10 protein-coding genes are annotated in these 19,818 nt (G+C 72.5%); 4 read left to right on the top strand and 6 right to left on the bottom strand.

The window, feature by feature from the left end:
- Positions 1-37: 37 nt before the first annotated feature.
- The 3 genes from ACZ5OX_RS14375 to ACZ5OX_RS14365 form a co-directional block, all read right to left on the bottom strand.
- Positions 38-1,519 carry a maltokinase N-terminal cap-like domain-containing protein gene (locus ACZ5OX_RS14375; RefSeq protein ID WP_465630179.1) on the bottom strand — a complete coding sequence of 494 codons (1,482 nt, stop codon included), beginning with the start codon at positions 1,517-1,519 and terminating at the stop codon, positions 38-40.
- Between the two features lie 250 nt (positions 1,520-1,769).
- Positions 1,770-3,494: a maltose alpha-D-glucosyltransferase gene (gene treS / locus ACZ5OX_RS14370; RefSeq protein WP_449807435.1), complete on the bottom strand. Its 1,725-nt coding sequence runs from the start codon at positions 3,492-3,494 to the stop codon at positions 1,770-1,772.
- Positions 3,491-5,446, bottom strand: coding sequence for an alpha-1,4-glucan--maltose-1-phosphate maltosyltransferase (locus ACZ5OX_RS14365; protein ID WP_465630178.1), 1,956 nt, complete (start codon positions 5,444-5,446; stop codon positions 3,491-3,493). The genes treS and ACZ5OX_RS14365 overlap by 4 nt, the downstream gene beginning before the upstream one ends.
- A 1,030-nt stretch (positions 5,447-6,476) precedes the next feature.
- Between ACZ5OX_RS14365 and glgP the strand changes: the two genes are divergently transcribed.
- Entirely contained in the window at positions 6,477-9,155 is a 2,679-nt protein-coding gene (gene glgP / locus ACZ5OX_RS14360) for an alpha-glucan family phosphorylase (protein WP_465630177.1), read from the top strand.
- A 190-nt stretch (positions 9,156-9,345) separates the two neighbouring features.
- Here the strand turns inward: glgP and ACZ5OX_RS14355 are convergent, their stop codons facing one another.
- The gene (locus tag ACZ5OX_RS14355; protein ID WP_465630176.1) at positions 9,346-11,193 is read right to left on the bottom strand and encodes an ABC transporter ATP-binding protein; all 1,848 of its coding nucleotides are present in this window, start codon (positions 11,191-11,193) and stop codon (positions 9,346-9,348) included.
- A complete protein-coding gene (locus ACZ5OX_RS14350) occupies positions 11,190-13,049 on the bottom strand; it encodes an ABC transporter ATP-binding protein (RefSeq protein ID WP_465630175.1) in 1,860 nt (619 codons plus the stop codon). Before ACZ5OX_RS14350 ends, ACZ5OX_RS14355 begins: the two co-directional genes overlap by 4 nt.
- A gap of 232 nt (positions 13,050-13,281) precedes the next feature.
- Here ACZ5OX_RS14350 and ACZ5OX_RS14345 point away from each other — a divergent pair, with 232 nt between their 5' ends.
- Positions 13,282-14,709 (top strand): family 2B encapsulin nanocompartment shell protein, encoded by a 1,428-nt coding sequence (locus tag ACZ5OX_RS14345; RefSeq protein WP_465630174.1) that lies wholly within the window; start codon positions 13,282-13,284, stop codon positions 14,707-14,709.
- 3 nt (positions 14,710-14,712) lie between these two features.
- On the opposite strand, the gene glgX is transcribed toward ACZ5OX_RS14345, so the two are convergent.
- Complete coding sequence (glgX, locus tag ACZ5OX_RS14340) at positions 14,713-16,890, bottom strand: glycogen debranching protein GlgX (RefSeq protein ID WP_465630173.1); 2,178 nt, start codon at positions 16,888-16,890, stop codon at positions 14,713-14,715.
- 180 nt (positions 16,891-17,070) lie between these two features.
- Here glgX and ACZ5OX_RS14335 point away from each other — a divergent pair, with 180 nt between their 5' ends.
- Together ACZ5OX_RS14335 and ACZ5OX_RS14330 are read left to right on the top strand one after the other, a co-directional pair.
- Positions 17,071-18,306, top strand: coding sequence for a L,D-transpeptidase (locus ACZ5OX_RS14335; RefSeq protein WP_465630172.1), 1,236 nt, complete (start codon positions 17,071-17,073; stop codon positions 18,304-18,306).
- Positions 18,307-18,479: 173 nt separating this feature from the next.
- Complete coding sequence (locus ACZ5OX_RS14330) at positions 18,480-19,730, top strand: L,D-transpeptidase (RefSeq protein ID WP_449791734.1); 1,251 nt, start codon at positions 18,480-18,482, stop codon at positions 19,728-19,730.
- Positions 19,731-19,818: the final 88 nt, after the last annotated feature.

The following is a 19,818-nucleotide window of genomic DNA, read 5'->3' as shown; positions in this document are numbered from 1 at the left end:
AGCGGCGGTCGGGAAGCGGGACTCGGACGGACGGGACTCAGACGGACAGGGCCAGCCGGCTGATCGCGGCCAGCGGGATCGGCAGCCAGCTCGGCCGGTGCCGGGCCTCGTACACCACCTCGTACACCGCCTTGTCGATCTCCAGCGCCCGCATCAGCTCCGGCGAGGCGGCCGGGTCGGCGCCCCCGCCGGCGGTGTAGCCGGCGCAGTAGGCGGTGCGGTTGCGCTGGGCCCAGGCGGCGGCGAGGTGGGCCAGTTCCGGGTCGACCGGGCCGCCGGCCAGCAGGTGGGCGGCCGCGTAGTCGAAGGAGCGCAGCATCGCGGCGACGTCGCGCAGGGCCGGCTGGGGCTCGCGGCGCTCGTTGACCGACTTGGCCGGCTCGCCCTCGAAGTCCAGCAGCACCCAGCCGTGCGGGGTGCGCATCGCCTGGCCGAGGTGCAGGTCGCCGTGGATGCGTTGGACCGGCAGGCCGTCCGGGTGGGCGTCGGCGAGCTGTTGGAAGGCGGTGCGCAGCGCGGCCCGGAAGCGCAGCAGCCCGGGGACGGCGGCGACGGCGCTGTCCAGCCGGTCGGCCATCGCGCCGGCCAGCCGCCCGGTCTGGGTGCGGTCGAGCCGGGCGACCGGCATCGAGCGGGCCAGCACCCGGTGCACCTCGGCGGTGGCCCGGCCGAGCCGGTGGGCCTCGATGGCGAAGTTGCCGGGGGAGCGGTCGCCCTTGAGCCGGCCGACCTGGTCGAGGGCCAGCTCCCAGCCGTCCTCGGCGTCCGGCAGGTAGCGCTGCAGCAGTCCGAGGGTGGCGGGCTCGGCGCGCTCCATCCGGCTCTCGAACCAGGCGGCGACCCGGGGGATGCGGGTGGAGCCGGCCCGGGAGAGCGCGAGCGAGAGTTCGAGGTCGGGGTTGGTGCCGGGGTGGATGCGGCGGAACAGCTTCAGGATGTACGAGGTGCCGTAGATGACCGAGCTGTTGGACTGCTCGGCGGTGGAGGCGCGGCCGGGGAGGTTGGTGGGCAGTCCGGAGCCGGGGGTGCGGCGGAAGGACAGCGCGCCGAAGCGGTCGCCGGTGGCCAGGTGCTCCAGCAGCCGCCCGGTGAGCTCGGGGTCGTGCACCGCGTCGTAGAGGGTCGCGCCGTCGTACGGGCCCTGGGTGAGCCGGCCGAGCACGGGGCCGGGCCCGATGTCCCCGAGCCCGCCGGAGCGGATGCCGAGCAGCAGCTGGTAGATGTCGCCGTGCGGGGCGCCGGCCGTGGTGGCGTGCTCGACCCGCAGCAGCAGGTGCAGCAGGGCCGGGTCGCCGACCTGCAGCGGGGTGCCGACCACCGGGGTGAGGCCGGTGATCGGCCGCCCCTTGCCGGCGTACCAGCGCTGGGTGGGCAGCCACGCGGCGATCAGTGGCAGGGCCGCCTGGACGAGTTCGCTGACGCCCAGGGTGGTTCTCCGGGCCCCGGTGCCCCGGGGGCCCGCCGCGCTGGCGGGGGCGTCGCCCGGGAGGTGGGCTTGAGAACGGGAGGTTTCGGACATGGCTCCCTTTCCCCGGAAGCACGCGGACTGCCCGACGGGTCGTGGCCGGGTCCGTCAGTCTTCCGGATTGCGGCGGCGCGGCGGTCGCGGCACGCGAGCACGGCTCGGGTGTCACGCCTTCGTGTGGGTGGCCGTTGGGCTGTTCTCCGTACGCGGTGGTGCAGAGAACACCGGGGGCGCGGGGGTCAACTCGCGCCCCCGGAGGGTCTGGTGGTGCTGTCCATGCTGGTGTGCGGCGTGCGACGGATCGTTACTTCGACCGCCTGGTCCCGCTCAGGCGCGGGGGCTGCCGGAGCTGGAACCAGTAGAAGCCGTGCCCGGCCAGGGTGAGCAGGTAGGGCCACTCGCCGATCGACGGGAAGCGCACCCCGCCGATCAGCTCGACCGGGTACCGCCCGCCGTACTGCCGCAGGTCCAGCTCGGTCGGCTGCGCGAACCGCGAGAAGTTGTTCACGCACATGACCAGGTCCCCCTCGTACTCGCGCACGAACGCCAGCACGGCGGGGTTGCTGGAGGGCAGTTCGGCGTAGCTTCCGAGGCCGAACGCCGGATTGAGCTTGCGGATCTCGATCATGCGACGCGTCCAGTGCAGCAGTGAGCTCGAACTGCTCTGCTGCGCCTCGACGTTGGTCACCTGGAAGCCGTACACCGGGTCCATGATGGGCGGCAGACTGAGCCTGCCCGGGTCGGCGGAGGAGAAACCCGCGTTGCGGTCCGGGGTCCACTGCATCGGGGTGCGCACGCCGTCCCGGTCGCCGAGCCAGATGTTGTCGCCCATGCCGATCTCGTCCCCGTAGTAGAGCACCGGGGAGCCGGGCAGGGAGAGCAGCAGGGCGGTGAACAGCTCGATCTGGTTGCGGTCGTTCTCCAGCAGCGGGGCGAGCCGGCGGCGGATGCCCACGTTGGCGCGCATCCGCGGGTCCTTGGCGTACTCCGCGTACATGTAGTCGCGCTCCTCGTCGGTGACCATCTCCAGGGTCAGCTCGTCGTGGTTGCGCAGGAAGATGCCCCACTGGCAGCCGCCGGGGATCTGCGGGGTCTTGGCGAGGATCTCCGAGACCGGGTAGCGGGACTCGCGGCGCACCGCCATGAAGATCCGCGGCATCACCGGGAAGTGGAACGCCATGTGGCACTCGTCGCCGCCCGAGCCGAAGTCGCCGAAGTAGTCGACGACGTCCTCCGGCCACTGGTTGGCCTCGGCCAGCAGCACGGTGTCCGGGTAGTTGGCGTCGATCTCCTTGCGGACCCGCTTGAGGAACTCGTGGGTCTCCGGCAGGTTCTCGCAGTTGGTGCCCTCTCGGGCGAACAGGTACGGCACCGCGTCCAGCCGGAAGCCGTCGATGCCGAGGTCGAGCCAGAACCGCAGCCCGGCGATCATCTCGTCCTGGACCCGGGGGTTGTCGTAGTTGAGGTCCGGCTGGTGCGAGAAGAAGCGGTGCCAGTAGTACTGCTTGCGGACCGGGTCGTAGGTCCAGTTGGACGTCTCGGTGTCGACGAAGATGATCCGGGCGTCCGGGTACTGCTTGTCGTCGTCGGCCCACATGTAGAAGTCGCCGTACGGCCCGTCCGGGTCGGAGCGGGAGGCCTGGAACCATGGGTGCTGGTCGCTGGTGTGGTTCATGACGAAGTCGATGACGATGCGCATGCCGCGGGCGTGGGCGGCGTCGACGAACTCCATGAAGTCGGCGAGGTCGCCGAACTCAGGCAGCACCGAGGTGTAGTCGGAGACGTCGTAGCCGCCGTCGCGCAGCGGCGAGGCGAAGAACGGGGGGAGCCAGAGGCAGTCGATCCCGAGCCACTGGAGGTAGTCGAGCTTGGCCGTGAGCCCCTTGAGGTCCCCGACCCCGTCGCCGTTGCTGTCCTGGAAGGACCGCACCAGCACCTCGTAGAAGACCGCACGCTTGAACCACTCGGGGTCGAGCTTCTTCTTCGAGGTCTCGGGGAAGGTGTCGGGGACGGGCTCGTTCACTGTCACGCTGGGTTCCTCCGAACCGTGAGGAGGTGAGCCGGCTCGGCTGAGGGGTCGAGCCGGACGTAGTTGTGCCGGCCCCAGGTGTAGACGGCGCCGGTGAGCTCGTCGTGCACCGCGTACGGGCCGTCGCCGTCCAACGTGACGGTGGCCTCCTGGACGTGGTGCGGGTCGAGGTTCACCACGGTGATGACCTGGTCGGTGAGCCCCTCGGGGGTGGTCGCGGTCTTGGAGTAGGCGAGCACCTGGTCGTTGTCGGTGGGGTGGAAGCGCAGGTCGCGCAGCTGCTGGAGGGCGGGGTGGCGGCGGCGCAGCCGGTTCAGCACCGTCAGCAGCGGGGCCAGGGTGTCGGTGCGGCTCCAGTCGCGCGGGCGCAGTTCGTACTTCTCCGAGTGCAGGTACTCCTCGGAGCCCGGGTGGGCCGGCTCGTTCTCGTACAGCTCGTAGCCGGCGTAGACGCCGTAGCTGGGGGAGAGGGTGGCGGCGAGCACCGCGCGGACCGCGAAGGCGGCCCGGCCGCCGTGCTGGAGGTACGCGTGGAGGATGTCCGGGGTGTTGACGAAGAAGTTGGGCCGCATGTGGGCGGCGGCGTCACCGGTGAGCTCGGTGAGGTACTCGGTGAGTTCCGGTTTGGTGGTGCGCCAGGTGAAGTACGTGTACGACTGGTGGAATCCGATCTTCGCCAGGGTGTGCATCATCGCCGGGCGGGTGAAGGCCTCGGCCAGGAACACGACGTCCGGGTCGGTCCTGGCGACGTCGGCGAGCACCCTCTCCCAGAACACCACGGGTTTGGTGTGGGGGTTGTCGACCCGGAAGATCCGCACCCCGTGGGACATCCAGAACCGGAGGATCCGGATTGTTTCCTTGACGATTCCGTCCATGTCCTGGTCGAAGTTGATCGGATAGATGTCCTGGTACTTCTTCGGCGGATTCTCGGCGTACGCGATGGTGCCGTCCGTGCGATGGCTGAACCATTCCGGATGCTTGTTCACCCAGGGGTGGTCGGGGGAGCACTGGAGGGCGAAGTCCAGCGCCACCTCCAGGTGCAGCGCCTGCGCCTCGGCGACGAAGTGGTCGAAGTCCTCGATGGTGCCGAGGTCCGGGTGGACGGCGTCGTGGCCGCCCTCGGGGGAGCCGATCGCCCAGGGCGAGCCGACGTCGTGCGGACCGGCCGTCAGGGTGTTGTCCGGGCCCTTGCGGAAGGCTCGGCCGATCGGGTGGACCGGCGGCAGGTAGACCACGTCGAAGCCCATCGCGGCGACGGCCGGCAGCCGCTCGGCGGCGCTGCGCAGGGTGCCGGAACACGGCGGCTCGACCCCGGTCGGGTCGACCACGGCGCCCTCCGAACGGGGGAAGAACTCGTACCAGGAGCCGAACAGCGCGCGCTCGCGGTCGACCTGGAGCGGCAGCGGGCGGGAGGCGCTGAGCAGCTCGCGCAGCGGGTGGCGGGTCAGCGCGTCGAGCACCTCGGGCGCGAGCGCGGCGGCCAGCCGGGACAGCGGCGGCAGGGACGGGTCGCGCAGCGCGTCGGCGGCCGCGAGCACGTCGGCGCGGCCCTCCTTCTTGGGCACCCCGGCTGCGGCCTGCTCCAGCAGCCGGGCGCCCTCCTCCAGCACCAGCGCGGTGTCGATCCCGGCGGGCAGCTTCACCGAGGCGGTCCTGCGCCAGGTGGCGACCGGGTCGCTCCACGCCTCCACCAGGTACGACCAGCGGCCGGGCGCCGTCGGGGTGACGTACGCGCCCCAGCGGTCGGTGCCCTCGGCGAGTTCGCGCATCGGCGTCCACGGGCCGCTGCGGCCGCGCGGGTCGCGCAGCACCACGTTGGCGTTGACGGCGTCGTGGCCCTCGCGGAAGACGGTCGCGGTGACCAGGAAGGTCTCGCCGACGACGGCCTTGGCCGGGCGGCGGCCGGAGTCGACGAGGGGACTGACGTCCAGGACGGGGATGCGGCCGATCACGGTGTCGCTCTCTGTCGTCTTGCGGGCGGCGGGCTTGCGAGCGGGGGACTTGCGAGCGGGCGCCCTGGTGGCCGGGGGCTGCGCGGCGGCGGACTCGACGCCGGGCTTCGCGGTGCCGGCCCTCGGGGCGGTGGCGGTGGTGCGGCGCGTGGTGGTGGTGCGCCTGCGGGGTGCCGCCGTCCGGTCCTCCTCGACCCCGGGGTGTCGAGTCGCTGGGGAGGCTTCGGATTCGGAGGATCCGCCAGGGACCGCTCCGGACGTCCTCGGCGCCGGCATCGCCGGATCTGTCCGAGTGTCAGAATCCATCCGTCCGGCGGATTCCGCGACCGCTGCGTCGAGGCCTTCGGCCACCGGTGTGGACTGGTCCCGCGTGTCGCCGTGCATGCCAAGCTCCTGCCCGAGATCGGCGGCAGCTCCCCGCGGGCCGGGGTCGGGCCGGGGGAGTACCGGAGGACTGCTGGGTGGGGAGGACGTGCGACCGGAAGCCTGCCCGCGCCGCTGTTCCCGGCAACCTGCCCGACGCCCGCCGAGCCGGCGGCGGGGCGCCCCGGAGCCCGTGCGCGTCCCGGCGCACGCCTGCACGGGGCGCGTCCCCGGCCGACCCGGTCCACCCGTGAACGAGCGGGCCGGGCGTGAGGACACGCGTCCGTGCGCGGTGAGCGCCGAATGGGCTAAGAAGGGCGGGAACGGTCAACGCGAAAAGGATTCGGACGTGCTGCTTCGCGGGGGACGCCACCCGTCGTCGTACTCCCCACAGCATCAACGGCCTTCGGTCATCCTCGCACCGGTGACAAGGTTTTTGCAGCGGTACGACAGTAGTTTCGGGCCTTCTCCCGGCCGGATGAGTGGTCGGAAATGGAACCGTACCGAAGAGTTCACGTATTGGTAGCGCGGGCCCCCGAAATGTGCGCCTCGCGCGCCCCCCGTGCAGACCAATGCGCCGAATGCGATCTCATCAATAGCCCGAACGGATGCCCAATAGCCCACTTGACGCGCTGTCGGGCCGACCGCCGAGGCTACGCTTCACGCCGTGAAGGCAATCCGCAGATTCACCGTCCGCACCGTCCTGCCCGAACAACTCCAGCCGTTGCACGAGCTGGCCCTCAACCTGCGCTGGTCCTGGCACCCCGAGACCAGGGACCTCTTCCGGTCCGTGGACCCGGAGGTCTGGGCCGCGACCGGCGAGGACCCGGTACGGCTGCTCGGGGAGGTCCCGGCCGCCCGGCTGGCCGCGCTCGCCACCGACCGGCGCTTCCTGCGCAGACTCGGCGACCTCGCCGACGACCTGCGCGAGTACCTCACCGGCCCCCGCTGGTACCAGAACCGGCAGCACTCCGAGGCCGCCCCGCTGCCCGCCGCGATCGCCTACTTCTCGCCCGAGTACGGCATCGCCGCCGCGCTGCCCCAGTACTCCGGCGGGCTCGGCATCCTGGCCGGCGACCACCTCAAGGCCGCCAGCGACCTCGGCGTGCCGGTCGTCGGAGTCGGCCTGTTCTACCGGCACGGCTACTTCCGCCAGTCCCTCAGTCGGGACGGCTGGCAGCAGGAGCGCTATCCGCTGCTCGATCCGGACGAACTCGCGGTCAGCCTGCTACGCGAGGCCGACGGCACCCCGAGCCGGGTCGACCTCGCCCTGCCCGGCGGCCGCACCCTGGCGGCCCACATCTGGAAGGCCCAGGTCGGGCGGGTCCCGCTGCTGCTGCTCGACTCCGACATCGAGGCCAACTCGCCGGCCGAGCGGGAGATCACCGACCGGCTGTACGGCGGCGGCAGCGAGCACCGGCTGCTCCAGGAGATGCTGCTCGGCATCGGCGGCGTCCGGGCCGTGCGCGCCTACTGCCGGCTCACCGGCCACCCCGCCCCCGACGTCTTCCACACCAACGAGGGCCACGCCGGCTTCCTCGGCGTGGAACGCATCCGCGAACTGATCGCCGACGACCGCACCGGCCTCGACTTCGCCGCCGCCCTGGAGGCCGTCCGGGCCGGCACCCTCTTCACCACCCACACGCCCGTCCCGGCCGGCATCGACCGCTTCGACCGCGAGCTGGTCGCCCGCCACTTCGGCGGCGACGCCGCGCTCCCGGGCGTGCCGGTCGACCAGGTGCTCGCGCTCGGCGCGGAGAGCTGGTCCGACGGGGACCCGAAGCTCTTCAACATGGCCGCCATGGGCCTGCGGCTGGCCCAGCGCGCCAACGGGGTCTCCACCCTGCACGGCGAGGTCAGCCGCTCGATGTTCAACGGCCTGTGGCCCGGCTTCGACCCCGCCGAGGTGCCGATCACCTCGGTCACCAACGGCGTGCACGCCGCCACCTGGATCGACCCGGCGGTGGTGCGGCTCGGCGCCGCCGAGATCGGCGCCGAGCGTACCGAGGAGGCGATGACCACCGGCGAGACCAAGCGCTGGACCGGCCTGGAGAGGATCGGCAACACCGAGGTCTGGGAGCTGCGGCGCACCCTGCGGGCCCAGCTGGTGGAGGAGGCCCGCCGCCGGCTGCGCGCCTCCTGGCGCCGGCGCGGGGCCGGCGAGGCCGAGCTCGGCTGGGTCTCCTCGGTGCTCGATCCCGACGTGCTCACCATCGGCTTCGCCCGCCGGGTGCCCTCGTACAAGCGGCTCACCCTGATGCTGCGCGACCAGGAGCGGCTGCGGGCCCTGCTGCTGCACCCCACCCGGCCGGTGCAGATCGTGGTGGCCGGCAAGGCCCACCCGGCCGACGACGGCGGCAAGCGGCTGATCCAGCAGATGGTCGCCTTCGCCGACGACCCGGCGGTGCGGCACCGGATCGTCTTCCTGCCGGACTACGACATGGCGATGGCCCAGCGCCTCTACCCGGGCTGCGACGTCTGGCTGAACAACCCGCTGCGCCCGCTGGAGGCCTGCGGCACCTCCGGGATGAAGGCCGCGCTCAACGGCTGCCTCAACCTGTCCGTCCTGGACGGCTGGTGGGACGAGTGGTACGACGGCCGCAACGGCTGGGCGATCCCCACCGCCGACGAGAGCGGCGGGGCGCTCGACCCGGACAGCGGCGAGGCCGAGCGGCGCGACGACATCGAGGCGGCCGCGCTCTACGACCTGATCGAGAACCAGGTCGCCGCCCGCTTCTACGACCGGGACGCGGACGGGCTGCCGCAGCAGTGGATCGCCATGGTCCGGCACACCCTCGTCACCCTCGGGCCCAAGGTGCTGGCCGGCCGGATGGTCCGGGAGTACGTCGAACGGCTGTACGCGCCGGCGGCGCAGGCCCAGCGGGAGCTGGCGGGGCAGCAGGCGGGCGGCCGGTTCACGGGCGCGCGCGAGCTGGCGGCCTGGAAGGCGAAGGTCCGGGAGGCGTGGCCGGCCGTCCGGGTCGAGCACGTGGAGGCGGACTGCCCGGCCGAGGCGCAGGAGCTGGGCAGCTCGCTGGCGCTGCGGGTGCAGGTCGCGCTCGGGACGCTGGAGCCGGGCGACGTCGAGGTGCAGGTGGTCTCCGGCCGGGTGGACGAGCGGGACCGGATCTCGGAGGCCTGCCTGCTCGCCCTCAAGCCGGTCGGCGGGCCCGACCTGGACGGCCGCACCCGCTACGAGGGCTCGCTGGAGCTGTGTCGGACGGGCCCGTTCGGCTACACCGTCCGGGTGCTGCCCGCGCATCCGCGGCTGGCCTCGCCGGCCGAGCTGGGGCTGGTCGCCCTGCCGGCCGAGTCGGCCGGGATGGACGCCGGGCTGCTGCGCTGAGCCCGGGGCCGTCCCCCGGACGGCCTCCACCCGTCCGTCCGCGCGGGCGGAGGGCGGCCGTCCGGTCGTGAACCGCGCGGACGGCCGCGCCCGTACTCCTGTTCGGGAAGTGGGGTGGCCCGGCCGGGTGCGTGACGGCGCACCCGGACGGGCACATTCGTGGGGCCCTGGAGCCGGGCCCGGGCTGACCCTAGACCAGGCTGTCCCGCCAGGCCCGGTGGAGGGCGGCGAAACGGCCGGAGCCGTCGATCAGCTCCCGTGGGGAGCCATCCTCCACGATCCGGCCCTGATCCATCACCAGGACACGGTCGGCGATCTCCACGGTGGAGAGCCGGTGGGCGATGATCACGGCCGTCCGGCCGGCCAGCACGGTGCGCATCGCCCGCTGCACGGCCTGCTCCCCGGGGACGTCCAGCGAGCTGGTCGCCTCGTCCAGGATCAGCACCGCGGGGTCGGCCAGCAGGGCGCGGGCGAAGGCCACCAGCTGGCGCTGGCCGGCCGAGATCCGGCCGCCGCGCTTGCGCACGTCGGTGTCGAAGCCGTCCGGCAGGGCGGCGATGAACTCGTACGCGCCGATGTCGCGGGCGGCCTGCTCGACCTCCTCGCGGGTGGCGCCGGGGCGGCCGATCGCGATGTTCTCGGCGACGGTGCCGGAGAACAGGAAGGACTCCTGGGTCACCATCACCACCCCGCGCCGCAGCTCGGGAGTGGCCAGCTCGCGCAGGTCCACGCCGTCCAGCCGGATCCGGCCGTCGGTCGGGTCGTAGAAGCGGGCCAGCAGCTTGGCGACCGTCGACTTGCCCGCGCCGGTCGCGCCGACCACCGCGACCGTCTGCCCGGCCGGGATCAGCAGGTCGAAGACCGGCAGCACCTCCTTGCCCGTCCGGTAGGCGAAGCGGGTGCCCTCGAAGGAGACGGCGCGGCCCTTGCCGGAGGACTCGGGCAGCCCGGTGGGCTCGGCCGGCTCGGCGACGGTCGGCTCGTGGGCGAGCAGGCCGGAGATCTTCTCCAGGGCCGCGGCGGCCGACTGGTAGCTGTTGAGGAACATCGCCAGCTGGTCGATCGGGTCGAAGAGCCGGCGCAGGTAGAGCGCGAAGGCGGTGAGCACGCCCAGCTCCAGCGCGTCGTCCACGACCAGGTACGCGCCGAGCAGCACCACGCCGGCGGTCCACAGGTTGGCGGTGGCGCGGGAGAGGCCGACGTAGCGGGCGATCTCCAGCAGGCCGTCCGCCGTCGCGGTGGCGGACTGCTTGTTGACCACGGCGAAGGCGGCGTCGTTGGCCTTCTCCCGGCGGAAGGCCTGCACCGGGCGGATGCCGTTCATGGTCTCGGTGAAGCGGACGATCAGTGAGGCCGCCGAGGTGCGCGAGCGCCGGTAGACCCGGCGCGAGCGGCGTCGGAAGGAGCGGGCGATCAGGGCCAGCGGCAGGAAGGCCGCCAGCGAGACCAGGCCGAGCTGCCAGTCCAGCACCAGCAGCAGCACCGAGATGTAGCAGACCGACAGGAAGACCGTCAGCAGCTCCTGCAGGCCCTCGGAGAGCAGCTCGCGCAGCGCGTCGATGTCGCTGGTGGCGCGGGAGATGATCCGGCCCGAGGTGTAGCGCTCGTGGAAGTCCAGGCCGAGCCGCTGGGCGTGCCGGAAGATCCGGCCGCGCAGCTCCAGCACGATGTCCTGGTTGACCCGGGCGCTGATCTTGATGAACGCCCACTGCAGCACCGGGCTGAGCAGCGCGCAGAACAGGTAGGCGGCGACCACCGCGATCAGCGGGCCGGAGTCGTGTTCGCGCAGCGCCGGGATGCCGCGGTCCATCGCCACCGCGACCAGCAGCGGGCCGGACTGGAGCGCGGCCTGCTGGACCAGGATCACCACCATCGCGACGGCGATCCGGGCCCGGTGCGGGCCGAGCAGCGAGCGCAGCAGCGCCCGGGGCGCGCCCGGCGGGACGGGGATGTCCTCCTCGTCGGCGGGCGGCGGGGGCAGCTCCTCCTCGGGCGGCTCGGCGGGCCCGGCCTGCAGGGGTTCGGCGGTGGTGGTCATGCGCTGCTCCGTTCGGGCACCGGGGCGGCCTCGCCCGACATCAGTTCTCGGTAGTGCGCGCAGTCGCGCAGCAGCTCCTGGTGGGTGCCGACGGCCACGATCCGGCCGTCCGCCAGCACCGCGACCCGGTCGGCGAGCAGCACGGTGCTGGGGCGGTGGGCGACCACCAGGGCGGTGGTGGTGCCGAGGACCTCGCGCAGTGCCCGTTCGACCAGCGCCTCGGTGTGCACGTCCAGCGCGGAGAGCGGGTCGTCCAGCACCAGGAAGGCCGGGTCGCCGACCACCGCGCGGGCCAGCGCGAGGCGCTGGCGCTGGCCGCCGGACAGGCTCAGGCCCTGCTCGCCGACCTCGGTGTCCGGGCCCTGCGGGAGCTTCTCGACGAAGCCGGCCTGGGCGGTGGCGAGGGCGGTGCGCAGCTGCTCCTCACCGGCGCCGGGGGCGCCCATCAGGACGTTCTCCCGGACGGTGGCGGAGAACAGGGTGGGCTCCTCGAAGGCGACGGCGACGAGTTCTCGCAGCCGCTGCCGGGGCAGTTCGCGGATGTCCCGGCCGTCCAGGGTGATGGTGCCGGCGGTGGCCTCGTACAGCCGGGGGAGCAGCGCGGTGAGCGTGGTCTTGCCGCTGCCGGTGGCGCCGACCAGGGCCATGGTCTCGCCGCTGCGGACGTGCAGGTCGATGCCGGCCAGCAGGTCGGGGCCGTCCTCGGGGGCGTCGGGGTAGCGGAAGCGGACGCCGGTGAAGCGGATGCCGTCCGGGGCGGCGAGTTCGGTCGCGGTGCCGGGGTCGGGGCTTTCGGGCTCGTCCAGCACCTCGAAGAAGCGGTCGGTGGCGGTGGCCGCCTCGTTGGCGTAGGCGAGCAGCCAGCCGAGCGACTCGACCGGCCAGCGCAGCGCGAGCGCGGTGGAGAGGAAGGCGACCAGGGTGCCGGCGCTCAGTTCGTCGTGGGCCACCAGGTAGGCGCCGACGGCGAGGGCGCAGCCGAGCGCGATCTCCGGCAGGCCGACGATGACCGCCCAGAGGTTGGCGAGCAGGTGCGCCTTGCGCAGTTCGGTGCCGCGCAGCTCCTGGGACTGGGCGCGGAAGCGCTCGGCCATCGAGCGGTGGCGGCCGAAGGCCTTGAGGATGCGGATGCCGAGGACGGACTCCTCGACCACGGTGGCGAGGTCCCCGTTCTGGTCCTGGGCGAGCCGGGAGACGTCGGAGTAGTGGGCCTCGAACCGTCGGGTGAGCACGAACAGCGGGACGGCGGGGACGAGGGCGATCAGTGCGAGCCGCCAGTCCTGGGTGAACATCACCACCGTGCCGGCCAGGAACATCACCGAGTTGACGACCAGGAAGACCAGCGGGAAGGCCAGGAACAGCCGCATGGTGTACATGTCGGCGGTGGCCCGGGAGAGCAGCTGGCCGGAGCCCCAGCGGTCGTGGAAGGAGACCGGCAGCCGCTGGAGCTTGGCGAAGAGGTCCCCGCGCATGGCCGTCTCCAGCCCGGCCAGCGGGCGGGCCAGCACCACCCGGCGGGTGAAGAACAGCGCGGACTCGACCAGGCCGAGGACCACCAGCAGGCCGACCAGCGGCCAGAGGCCGGCCAGGTCGTGCTCGGCGAGCGGGCCGTCCACGATCAGGCCGAGGACCACCGGGACGGCGAGGGTGCTCAGCATGCCGAGCGAGGCGGCCGTCACCGAGACGGCCAGCCGGCCGCGGACGGCGCGGGCGTACGGCCACAGGCGGAGCAGGGAGCGGACCGTGGAGTGGCGCGGTGCGGTCCCGGCCGGGCCGGCCGCGGTTCTCGCGGTGTCCGTGTCGGTTCGGGGGGTTGCCGGGGTCGGGTCGTCGGGGTCTTGTCTGTTCTCGGCCATCGCGGTGAGGGTAGGCAGAGAGACCGTCACTTCTCATCCGGTTTTTCGCCCCTGTCGGTGACGTCAGGCGAGAACCGGCCACCCGAACGGGTGGTGCGGGCGCGAACATGGGGCGCGCGCATCCGTTCGTGCGGGGGCGAGTGCGCCGCGCGCGTCTTGCGAGCGCCTGCTCGTCGGCCGATTACATCTCCTGACGGATGCTCATGAACACGCAGGCGACAGGAGTGCGCGGATGACGGTCGAAACCGAGCCCACCCCCGGTCACGGTTCCGCAACCGTGCGGGTACGGGCCCAGCTCAGCCTCAGCACGACCGCGGCGCGGAACCTGGCGACGACGACCAAGTCGAAGCCGCAGATGCAGGAGATCACCTCCCGCTGGCTGCTGAAGATGCTGCCGTGGGTGCAGGTCAGCGCGGGCACCTACCGGGTCAACCGGCGGCTGAGCTACGCCCCCGGGCAGGGCCGGGTGAGCTTTGCCAAGACCGGCTCCGCGGTGACGGTGATCGCTCCCTCGCTGGCCGAGATGCCGGCGCTGCGCGGCTTCGAGGACGAGGAGGTGCTCGACGAGCTGGCCCGCCGGTTCGTGCAGCGGGACTTCGCGCAGGGCGACGTGCTGGTGCAGGAGGGGGCGCCGATCGACGAGGTGTTCCTGATCGCGCACGGCAAGGTGGACCGGATCGGCACCGGCAAGTACGGCGAGCAGACCGTGCTGGGCTCGCTCGCCGACGGCGACCACCTCGGCGACGAGGCGATCACCGAGGGCGGCGGCACCTGGCCGTACACCGTGCGGGCGAGCACCTCCGGGGTCGCGATGGCGCTGTCCTGGCCGGTGCTCCAGGAGCTGGTCGGCCGCTCCGAGTCGCTGCGCGAGCAGCTGCTGGGCTTCGCCGCCGACGCCGCGCAGGCGCAGAACGAGCACGGCGAGGCGAGGATCGACCTCTCGGCCGGCCACCGGGGCGAGTACGAGCTGCCCGGCGCCTTCGTGGACTACGAGTTGACGCCGCGCGAGTACGAGCTGAGCGTCGCGCAGACCGTCCTCAAGGTACACACCCGGGTCGCGGACCTCTACAACAAGCCGATGAACCAGACCGAGGAGCAGCTGCGGCTGACCATCGAGGCCCTGCGGGAGCGGCAGGAGCACGAGATCATCAACAACCCGGAGTTCGGGCTGCTCAGCAACGCCGACTTCGACCAGCGGATCCAGACCCGCACCGGGGCGCCCACCCCGGACGACCTGGACGAGCTGCTGAGCATGCGCCGTGACACCGACTTCCTGTTCGCCCACCCGCGGGCGATCGCGGCCTTCGAGCGGGAGTGCAACCGGGCCGGCGTCTACCCGTCCACGGTCGACGTCCTCGGCAAGCACCGGCCGACCTGGCGCGGGGTGCCGATCTTCCCGTGCAACAAGATCCCGGTGTCCGGCCAGCAGACCAGCGCGTTCATCGCGATGCGCGTCGGCGAGGACAACCAGGGCGTGGTCGGCCTCACCCAGGTCGGCATCCCGGACGAGGTGGAGCCGGGTCTGAACGTCCGGTTCATGGGCATCGACGAGAAGGCGATCGCCTCGTACCTGGTCAGCACCTACTACTCGGCGGCGGTGCTGGTGCCGGACGCGATCGGTGTGCTGGAGAACGTCGAGGTCGGGCACGCCGGCAGCTGATGCCTACGTCTCCTGGGCGGGGGAGCGGAGCAGGCGCAGCGAGCGCCCGCCCAGGACGACGGTGCCGCCCGGAGCGACGGTGCCGCCCGGGCCCGGGTCCGCGGTGTCGACCACGCTCTCGTACGGGGCCGCCGGCGCCGCCCAGGGTTCGCCGGGCAGGGTGAACACCACCGGTTCGTGGCCCGCGTTGAGCATCAGCAGGAAGCTGTCGTCGCCGGGTGCCGGCCCGTCCTCGTCCCGTTCGGGCAGCGCGGTGCCGGAGAGCAGCATGCCGAGGCAGGCGGTCGGTGCGAACCAGTCGGCCTCGGTCATCTCGGTGCCGCGCGGGGTGAACCAGGTGAGGTCGGGCCGGCCGCCCGGGGTGGTGGCCCGGCCGGAGAAGAACGCCCGCCGGCGCAGCACCGGGTGGGCCCGGCGCAGCCGGACCAGCCGGGCGGTGAACGCGCACAGCTCCTGCCAGCCGGGCTGCTCCAGCAGTGACCAGTCCAGCCAGCCGACCTCGTTGTCCTGGCAGTAGGCGTTGTTGTTGCCGCCCTGGGTGCGGCCCAGTTCGTCCCCGGCGGTGAGCATCGGGACGCCGGCGGAGAGCAGCAGGGTGGCGGTCAGGTTGCGCAGTTGGCGCAGCCGCAGCGCGTTGACCGCGGGGTCGGTCGTCTCGCCCTCGGCGCCGTGGTTCCAGGAGCGGTTGTCGTCGGTGCCGTCGCGGTTGTCCTCGCCGTTGGCCCCGTTGTGCTTGCGGTCGTAGGAGACCAGGTCGCGCAGGGTGAAACCGTCGTGCGCCGTCACGTAGTTGACGGAGGCGTACGGGCGGCGGCCGGCCCGCTGGTAGAGGTCGGAGGAGCCGGAGAGGCGGTAGCCGAGCTCGCGCACGTCCGGGCGGGCGCCGCGCCAGAAGTCCCGTACGGTGTCGCGGTAGCGGTCGTTCCACTCGGCCCACAGCGGGGGGAAGCCGCCGAGCTGGTAGCCGCCCGGGCCGACGTCCCAGGGCTCGGCGATCAGCTTCACCCGGCCGAGCAGAGGGTCCTGGGAGACGGCGGTGAGGAAGGGGTGGTCCATGTCGACGGCGTCGCCGCCGCTCGGGCCGCCGCGGGCCAGGGCGGCGGCGAGGTCGAAGCGGAAGCCGTCCACGCCCATCTCGGTGACCCAGTAGCGCAGCGAGTCGGTGATCAGCCGGACCACCTGCGGGCGGCGGGTGTCCAGGGTGTTGCCGCAGCCGGTGTAGTCGGCGTAGCCGCGCGGGTGGTTCGGCGGGAGGCGGTAGTAGGCGGCGTTGTCGATGCCGCGCAGTGAGAGTGACGGGCCGAGGGCGCCGCCTTCGGCGGTGTGGTTGAACACCACGTCGAGGATCACCTCGATCCCGGCGGCGTGCAGGGCGCGGACCATCCGCCTGAACTCGCCGACCTGGCCGCCGCGGGAGCCGGAGGCGGAGTAGCCGGCGTGCGGGGCGAAGTAGCCGATCGTGTTGTAGCCCCAGTAGTTGACGAGCCCCCGGGCCTGGAGGTGGTCCTCGCTGGCGTACTGGTGCACGGGCAGCAGCTCGACGGCCGTCACGCCGAGGCGGGTGAGGTGGGCGAGGGCGGCGGGGTGGGCGAGGCCGGCGTAGGTGCCGCGCAGGTGCGGGGGGACCTCCGGGTGGCGCATGGTGAAGCCGCGCACGTGGAGCTCGTAGAGGACCGTCTCGGACCAGGGGGTGTTCGGGCGGTCGCCGTCCTCGTGGCGTTCGTCGTCGTGGACGACCACCGATCTCGGGACGTACGGCGCGGAGTCGCGGTTGTCCCGGACGGTGTCGGCGACGTCCGCCTCGGGCCAGTTGCGGACGGCGGCGCAGGCGGCGTCGTGGGAGGTGTAACAGCCGTCGACGGCGCGGGCGTACGGGTCGAGCAGCAGCTTGGCGGGGTTCCAGCGGGCGCCGGTCCACGGGTCCCAGCGGCCGTGCACGCGGAAGCCGTAGCGGGTGCCCGGGAGCACGCCGGGGAGGAAGCCGTGCCAGACCTGGGCGTCCTGCTCGGTGAGGGGGTGGCGGGTCTCGTGGCCCTCCTCGTCGAACAGGCAGAGCTCCACGGCTTCGGCGCCGGCGGCCCAGAGGGCGAAGTCGGTGCCCCGGCGGCCTCGGTGGTCGGTGTGGAGGCGGGCGCCCAGGGGTTGCCAGTTGCCGGGGTTCAGGTGCGGTGCCGACGCCATGGCGGTGGCCTTCCTGGGCGGGGTGTTCCGGGTCCATTCACCTTCTCTTTCCCGGATTGCTGCCGGCAGAAGCGGTGGGGGTTTCCGTGGGTCGGGGGATTCCGGGTGATCGGCGTGTCCCCGTGTCGAGGGCCATCGTTGTTCCGGGCGTCGGTTGTGAACAGTGGGAGGGGCCCCGGGATGCGGCGCCGAGGACGGGTGTGGGCGCGGGGCGTGGCGGCGGTGGTCTGCTGTCTGGTCGTCCTGGCGGGTTGTGGCGGTCCGGTGAGGGTGTCGGAGGGGGACGCGGCCGAGGGCGGTGCGCGGGCGGTGCCGCCGGTGCCGTCCCGGGCGGTGCTCGCCGTGCAGCCGGCCGACGGGGCGCAGGACGTGCAGCCGGAGGGCGCCGTCCGGGTGGGGGTGACGCAGGGGCGGCTGGTGTCCGTGCGGCTGGCGGACGGCAAGGGCACCGAGGTGCCGGGGACGATCGCGGCCGACGGCGGCGGGTGGGTGCCGGACGGGCCGTTGCCGCTCGGGACGGCGTTCACGCTGGACTCCGTCGCGGAGGACGACCAGGGGCGCAGGGCGGCCTGGCACTCGGCGTTCACGACCGTCGCGCGGGCGCACACCTTCGCGGCGTTCTTCACCCCGGAGGACGGCTCCACGGTCGGCGTGGGCATGCCGGTCTCGCTGCGCTTCAGCCGTCCGATCACCGACCGGGCGGCGGTGGAGAAGGCCGTCCAGGTCGTCGCGGACCCGCCGGTGCCGGTGGCCGCGCACTGGTTCGACGGGCAGCGGCTGGACTTCCGTCCGCAGCAGTACTGGGCGGCGGGCACCCGGGTGACGGTGGCGTTGCGGCTCAAGGACGTGCAGGGGGCGCCGGGGGCGTTCGGGACGCAGAGCCGGGACCTGCACTTCACCGTCGGCCGGGCGCAGGTCTCCACCGTCGACCTGGACGCCCACACGATGACCGTCCGGGCGGGCCGGGGCGGCCAGGTGGTCCGGGTGCTGAAGATCTCCGGCGGCAGCCCCGACCACTCCACCTACCGGGGGGTGATGGTGGTGTCGGAGAAGTACAAGGTGACCCGGATGAACTCGCAGACCGTCGGCATGGGCGACGAGTACGACATCCAGGACGTCCCGCACGCGATGCGGCTGACCACCTCCGGCACCTTCGTGCACGGCAACTACTGGGCGGATCCCGGGGTGTTCGGCACCGCCAACACCAGCCACGGCTGCATCGGGCTGGCCGACGCCAAGGGCGGGGCGAGCAAGGACTCGCCGGCGGGCTGGTTGTTCGAGCACACCGTCCCGGGGGACGTGCTGGAGGTGAAGGCCTCCTCCGGGGACTTCGTGCCGCCGCAGAACGGGCTCAACGGCTGGAACGTGCCGTGGGACCAGTGGGTGGCCGGGAGCGCGCTGCGGCCGGTTCCGTAGGCCTCCTCCGAACCTTCACCTCTCGTCAACCCGACTCCTCTCAGGTTTCACTCGGACGGCTTAGCTATCCTGCTCCGGCGCGTCCGGGATCCGGCCGGAAAGATCGGCCGGACGGTGCAACTCATGGGGGCACTCAACGCGTCAAGTGAGTGGATACCGGGAGGGGAGAAACCGTGAAGACGGGTAAGACGGTCGGCGCAGCGATACGCACCACCAACCGCTACGGGCGCAGGAGTGCGATGGCGCTGGTCATGGGTGGGGTGCTGCTGCTGACGGCTGCCTGCAACGACGACAAGGGCGGCGGCTCGGGGGGTTCCGGCGGCGGCAACGCGGCCTCCGCGCCGGCGGCGGACGCGGGCGGTGGCTCGGCGACGCCGAAGCCCTCGGCCGCGGTGCTCGCCGTCCAGCCGGCCGACGGCGCCCAGGACGTCGCGCCGAACGGGCTGGAGGTGGCCGTCTCCAACGGCAAGCTCAGCACGGTCGAGGTGACCGACAAGGACGGCAAGCCGGTCGAGGGTGCGATCACCCCGGACGGCGCCGGCTGGAAGCCCACGGGGGCGCTCGCCGTCGGCATGGCGTACAAGGTGAACGCGCAGGCCAAGGACGCGGAGGGGCTGGTGGCCGCGTCCACCACCACCTTCACCACGCTGACGCCGGAGAAGAAGGTCTCCACCAACGACAACATCAGCGACGGCGCCACCTACGGCGTCGGCATGATCGTCTCGGTGAACTTCAACAAGGACGTCAAGAACAAGGACGCCGTCCTCAAGGGCATCACGATCGAGTCCAGCAACGGCACCGTGGTGAAGGGCCACTGGTTCGGCGACCGCCGGGTGGACTTCCGTCCCGAGAAGTACTGGGCGCCGGGCACCAAGGTGACCGTCAAGTACCGGCTGAAGAACGTCGAGGTCGCCCCCGGCATCTACGGCGACGTGGACAAGGACGAGCCGTTCACCATCGGCCGGTCGATGGTCTCCACGGCGGACGCCAAGTCGCACCAGATGACCATCGAGCGGGACGGCCAGAGCACCACCGTGCCGGTCACCCTGGGCGCGGACGCCACGCCGTCCTGGGGCGGGACGATGGTGGTCATGTCCAAGGAGAAGGTCACCCGGATGAACTCGCAGACCGTCGGTCTCGGTGGCGAGTACGACATCAAGGACGTCCCGCACGCGATGCGGCTGACCACCTCCGGCACCTTCGTGCACGGCAACTACTGGGCCAGCCCGTTCGGCAAGACCAACGCGAGCCACGGCTGCGTGTCGATGCAGGACGTGAAGGGCGGCAGCGACTCCTCCGTCGCCGGCAAGTTCTTCAACGACTCGATGGTCGGCGACCCGATCAAGGTCGTGAACACCAAGGAGAAGACCGTCTCGCCCTCCAACGGGCTGGGCGGCTGGAACGTGGACTGGGCCGCCTGGTAGGCCCTTCCCGGTAGCGGGCCCGGCTGTTCCGGGCCTTCCGGCGAGTTCGCCGTCGTGCGGCCCGATCCTCACCCGTTGGGGTCGGGCC

It is taken from the genome of Kitasatospora sp. NPDC032121 (assembly GCF_055580145.1).
The sequence above is the reverse complement of the archived record's forward strand: the minus strand, read 5'-3'. Positions and strand labels throughout refer to the sequence as shown.

Bases quoted from the DNA above. Each gene is read 5' to 3' on its own strand.
- ACZ5OX_RS14375 (WP_465630179.1), bottom strand. From the start codon at position 1,519: ATGTCCGAAACCTCCCGTTCTCAAGCCCACCTCCCGGGCGACGCCCCC.
- ACZ5OX_RS14355 (WP_465630176.1), bottom strand. From the start codon at position 11,193: ATGACCACCACCGCCGAACCCCTGCAGGCCGGGCCCGCCGAGCCGCCC.
- ACZ5OX_RS14350 (WP_465630175.1), bottom strand. From the start codon at position 13,049: ATGGCCGAGAACAGACAAGACCCCGACGACCCGACCCCGGCAACCCCC.
- ACZ5OX_RS14345 (WP_465630174.1), top strand. From the start codon at position 13,282: ATGACGGTCGAAACCGAGCCCACCCCCGGTCACGGTTCCGCAACCGTG.
- glgX (WP_465630173.1), bottom strand. From the start codon at position 16,890: ATGGCGTCGGCACCGCACCTGAACCCCGGCAACTGGCAACCCCTGGGC.
- ACZ5OX_RS14335 (WP_465630172.1), top strand. From the start codon at position 17,071: ATGCGGCGCCGAGGACGGGTGTGGGCGCGGGGCGTGGCGGCGGTGGTC.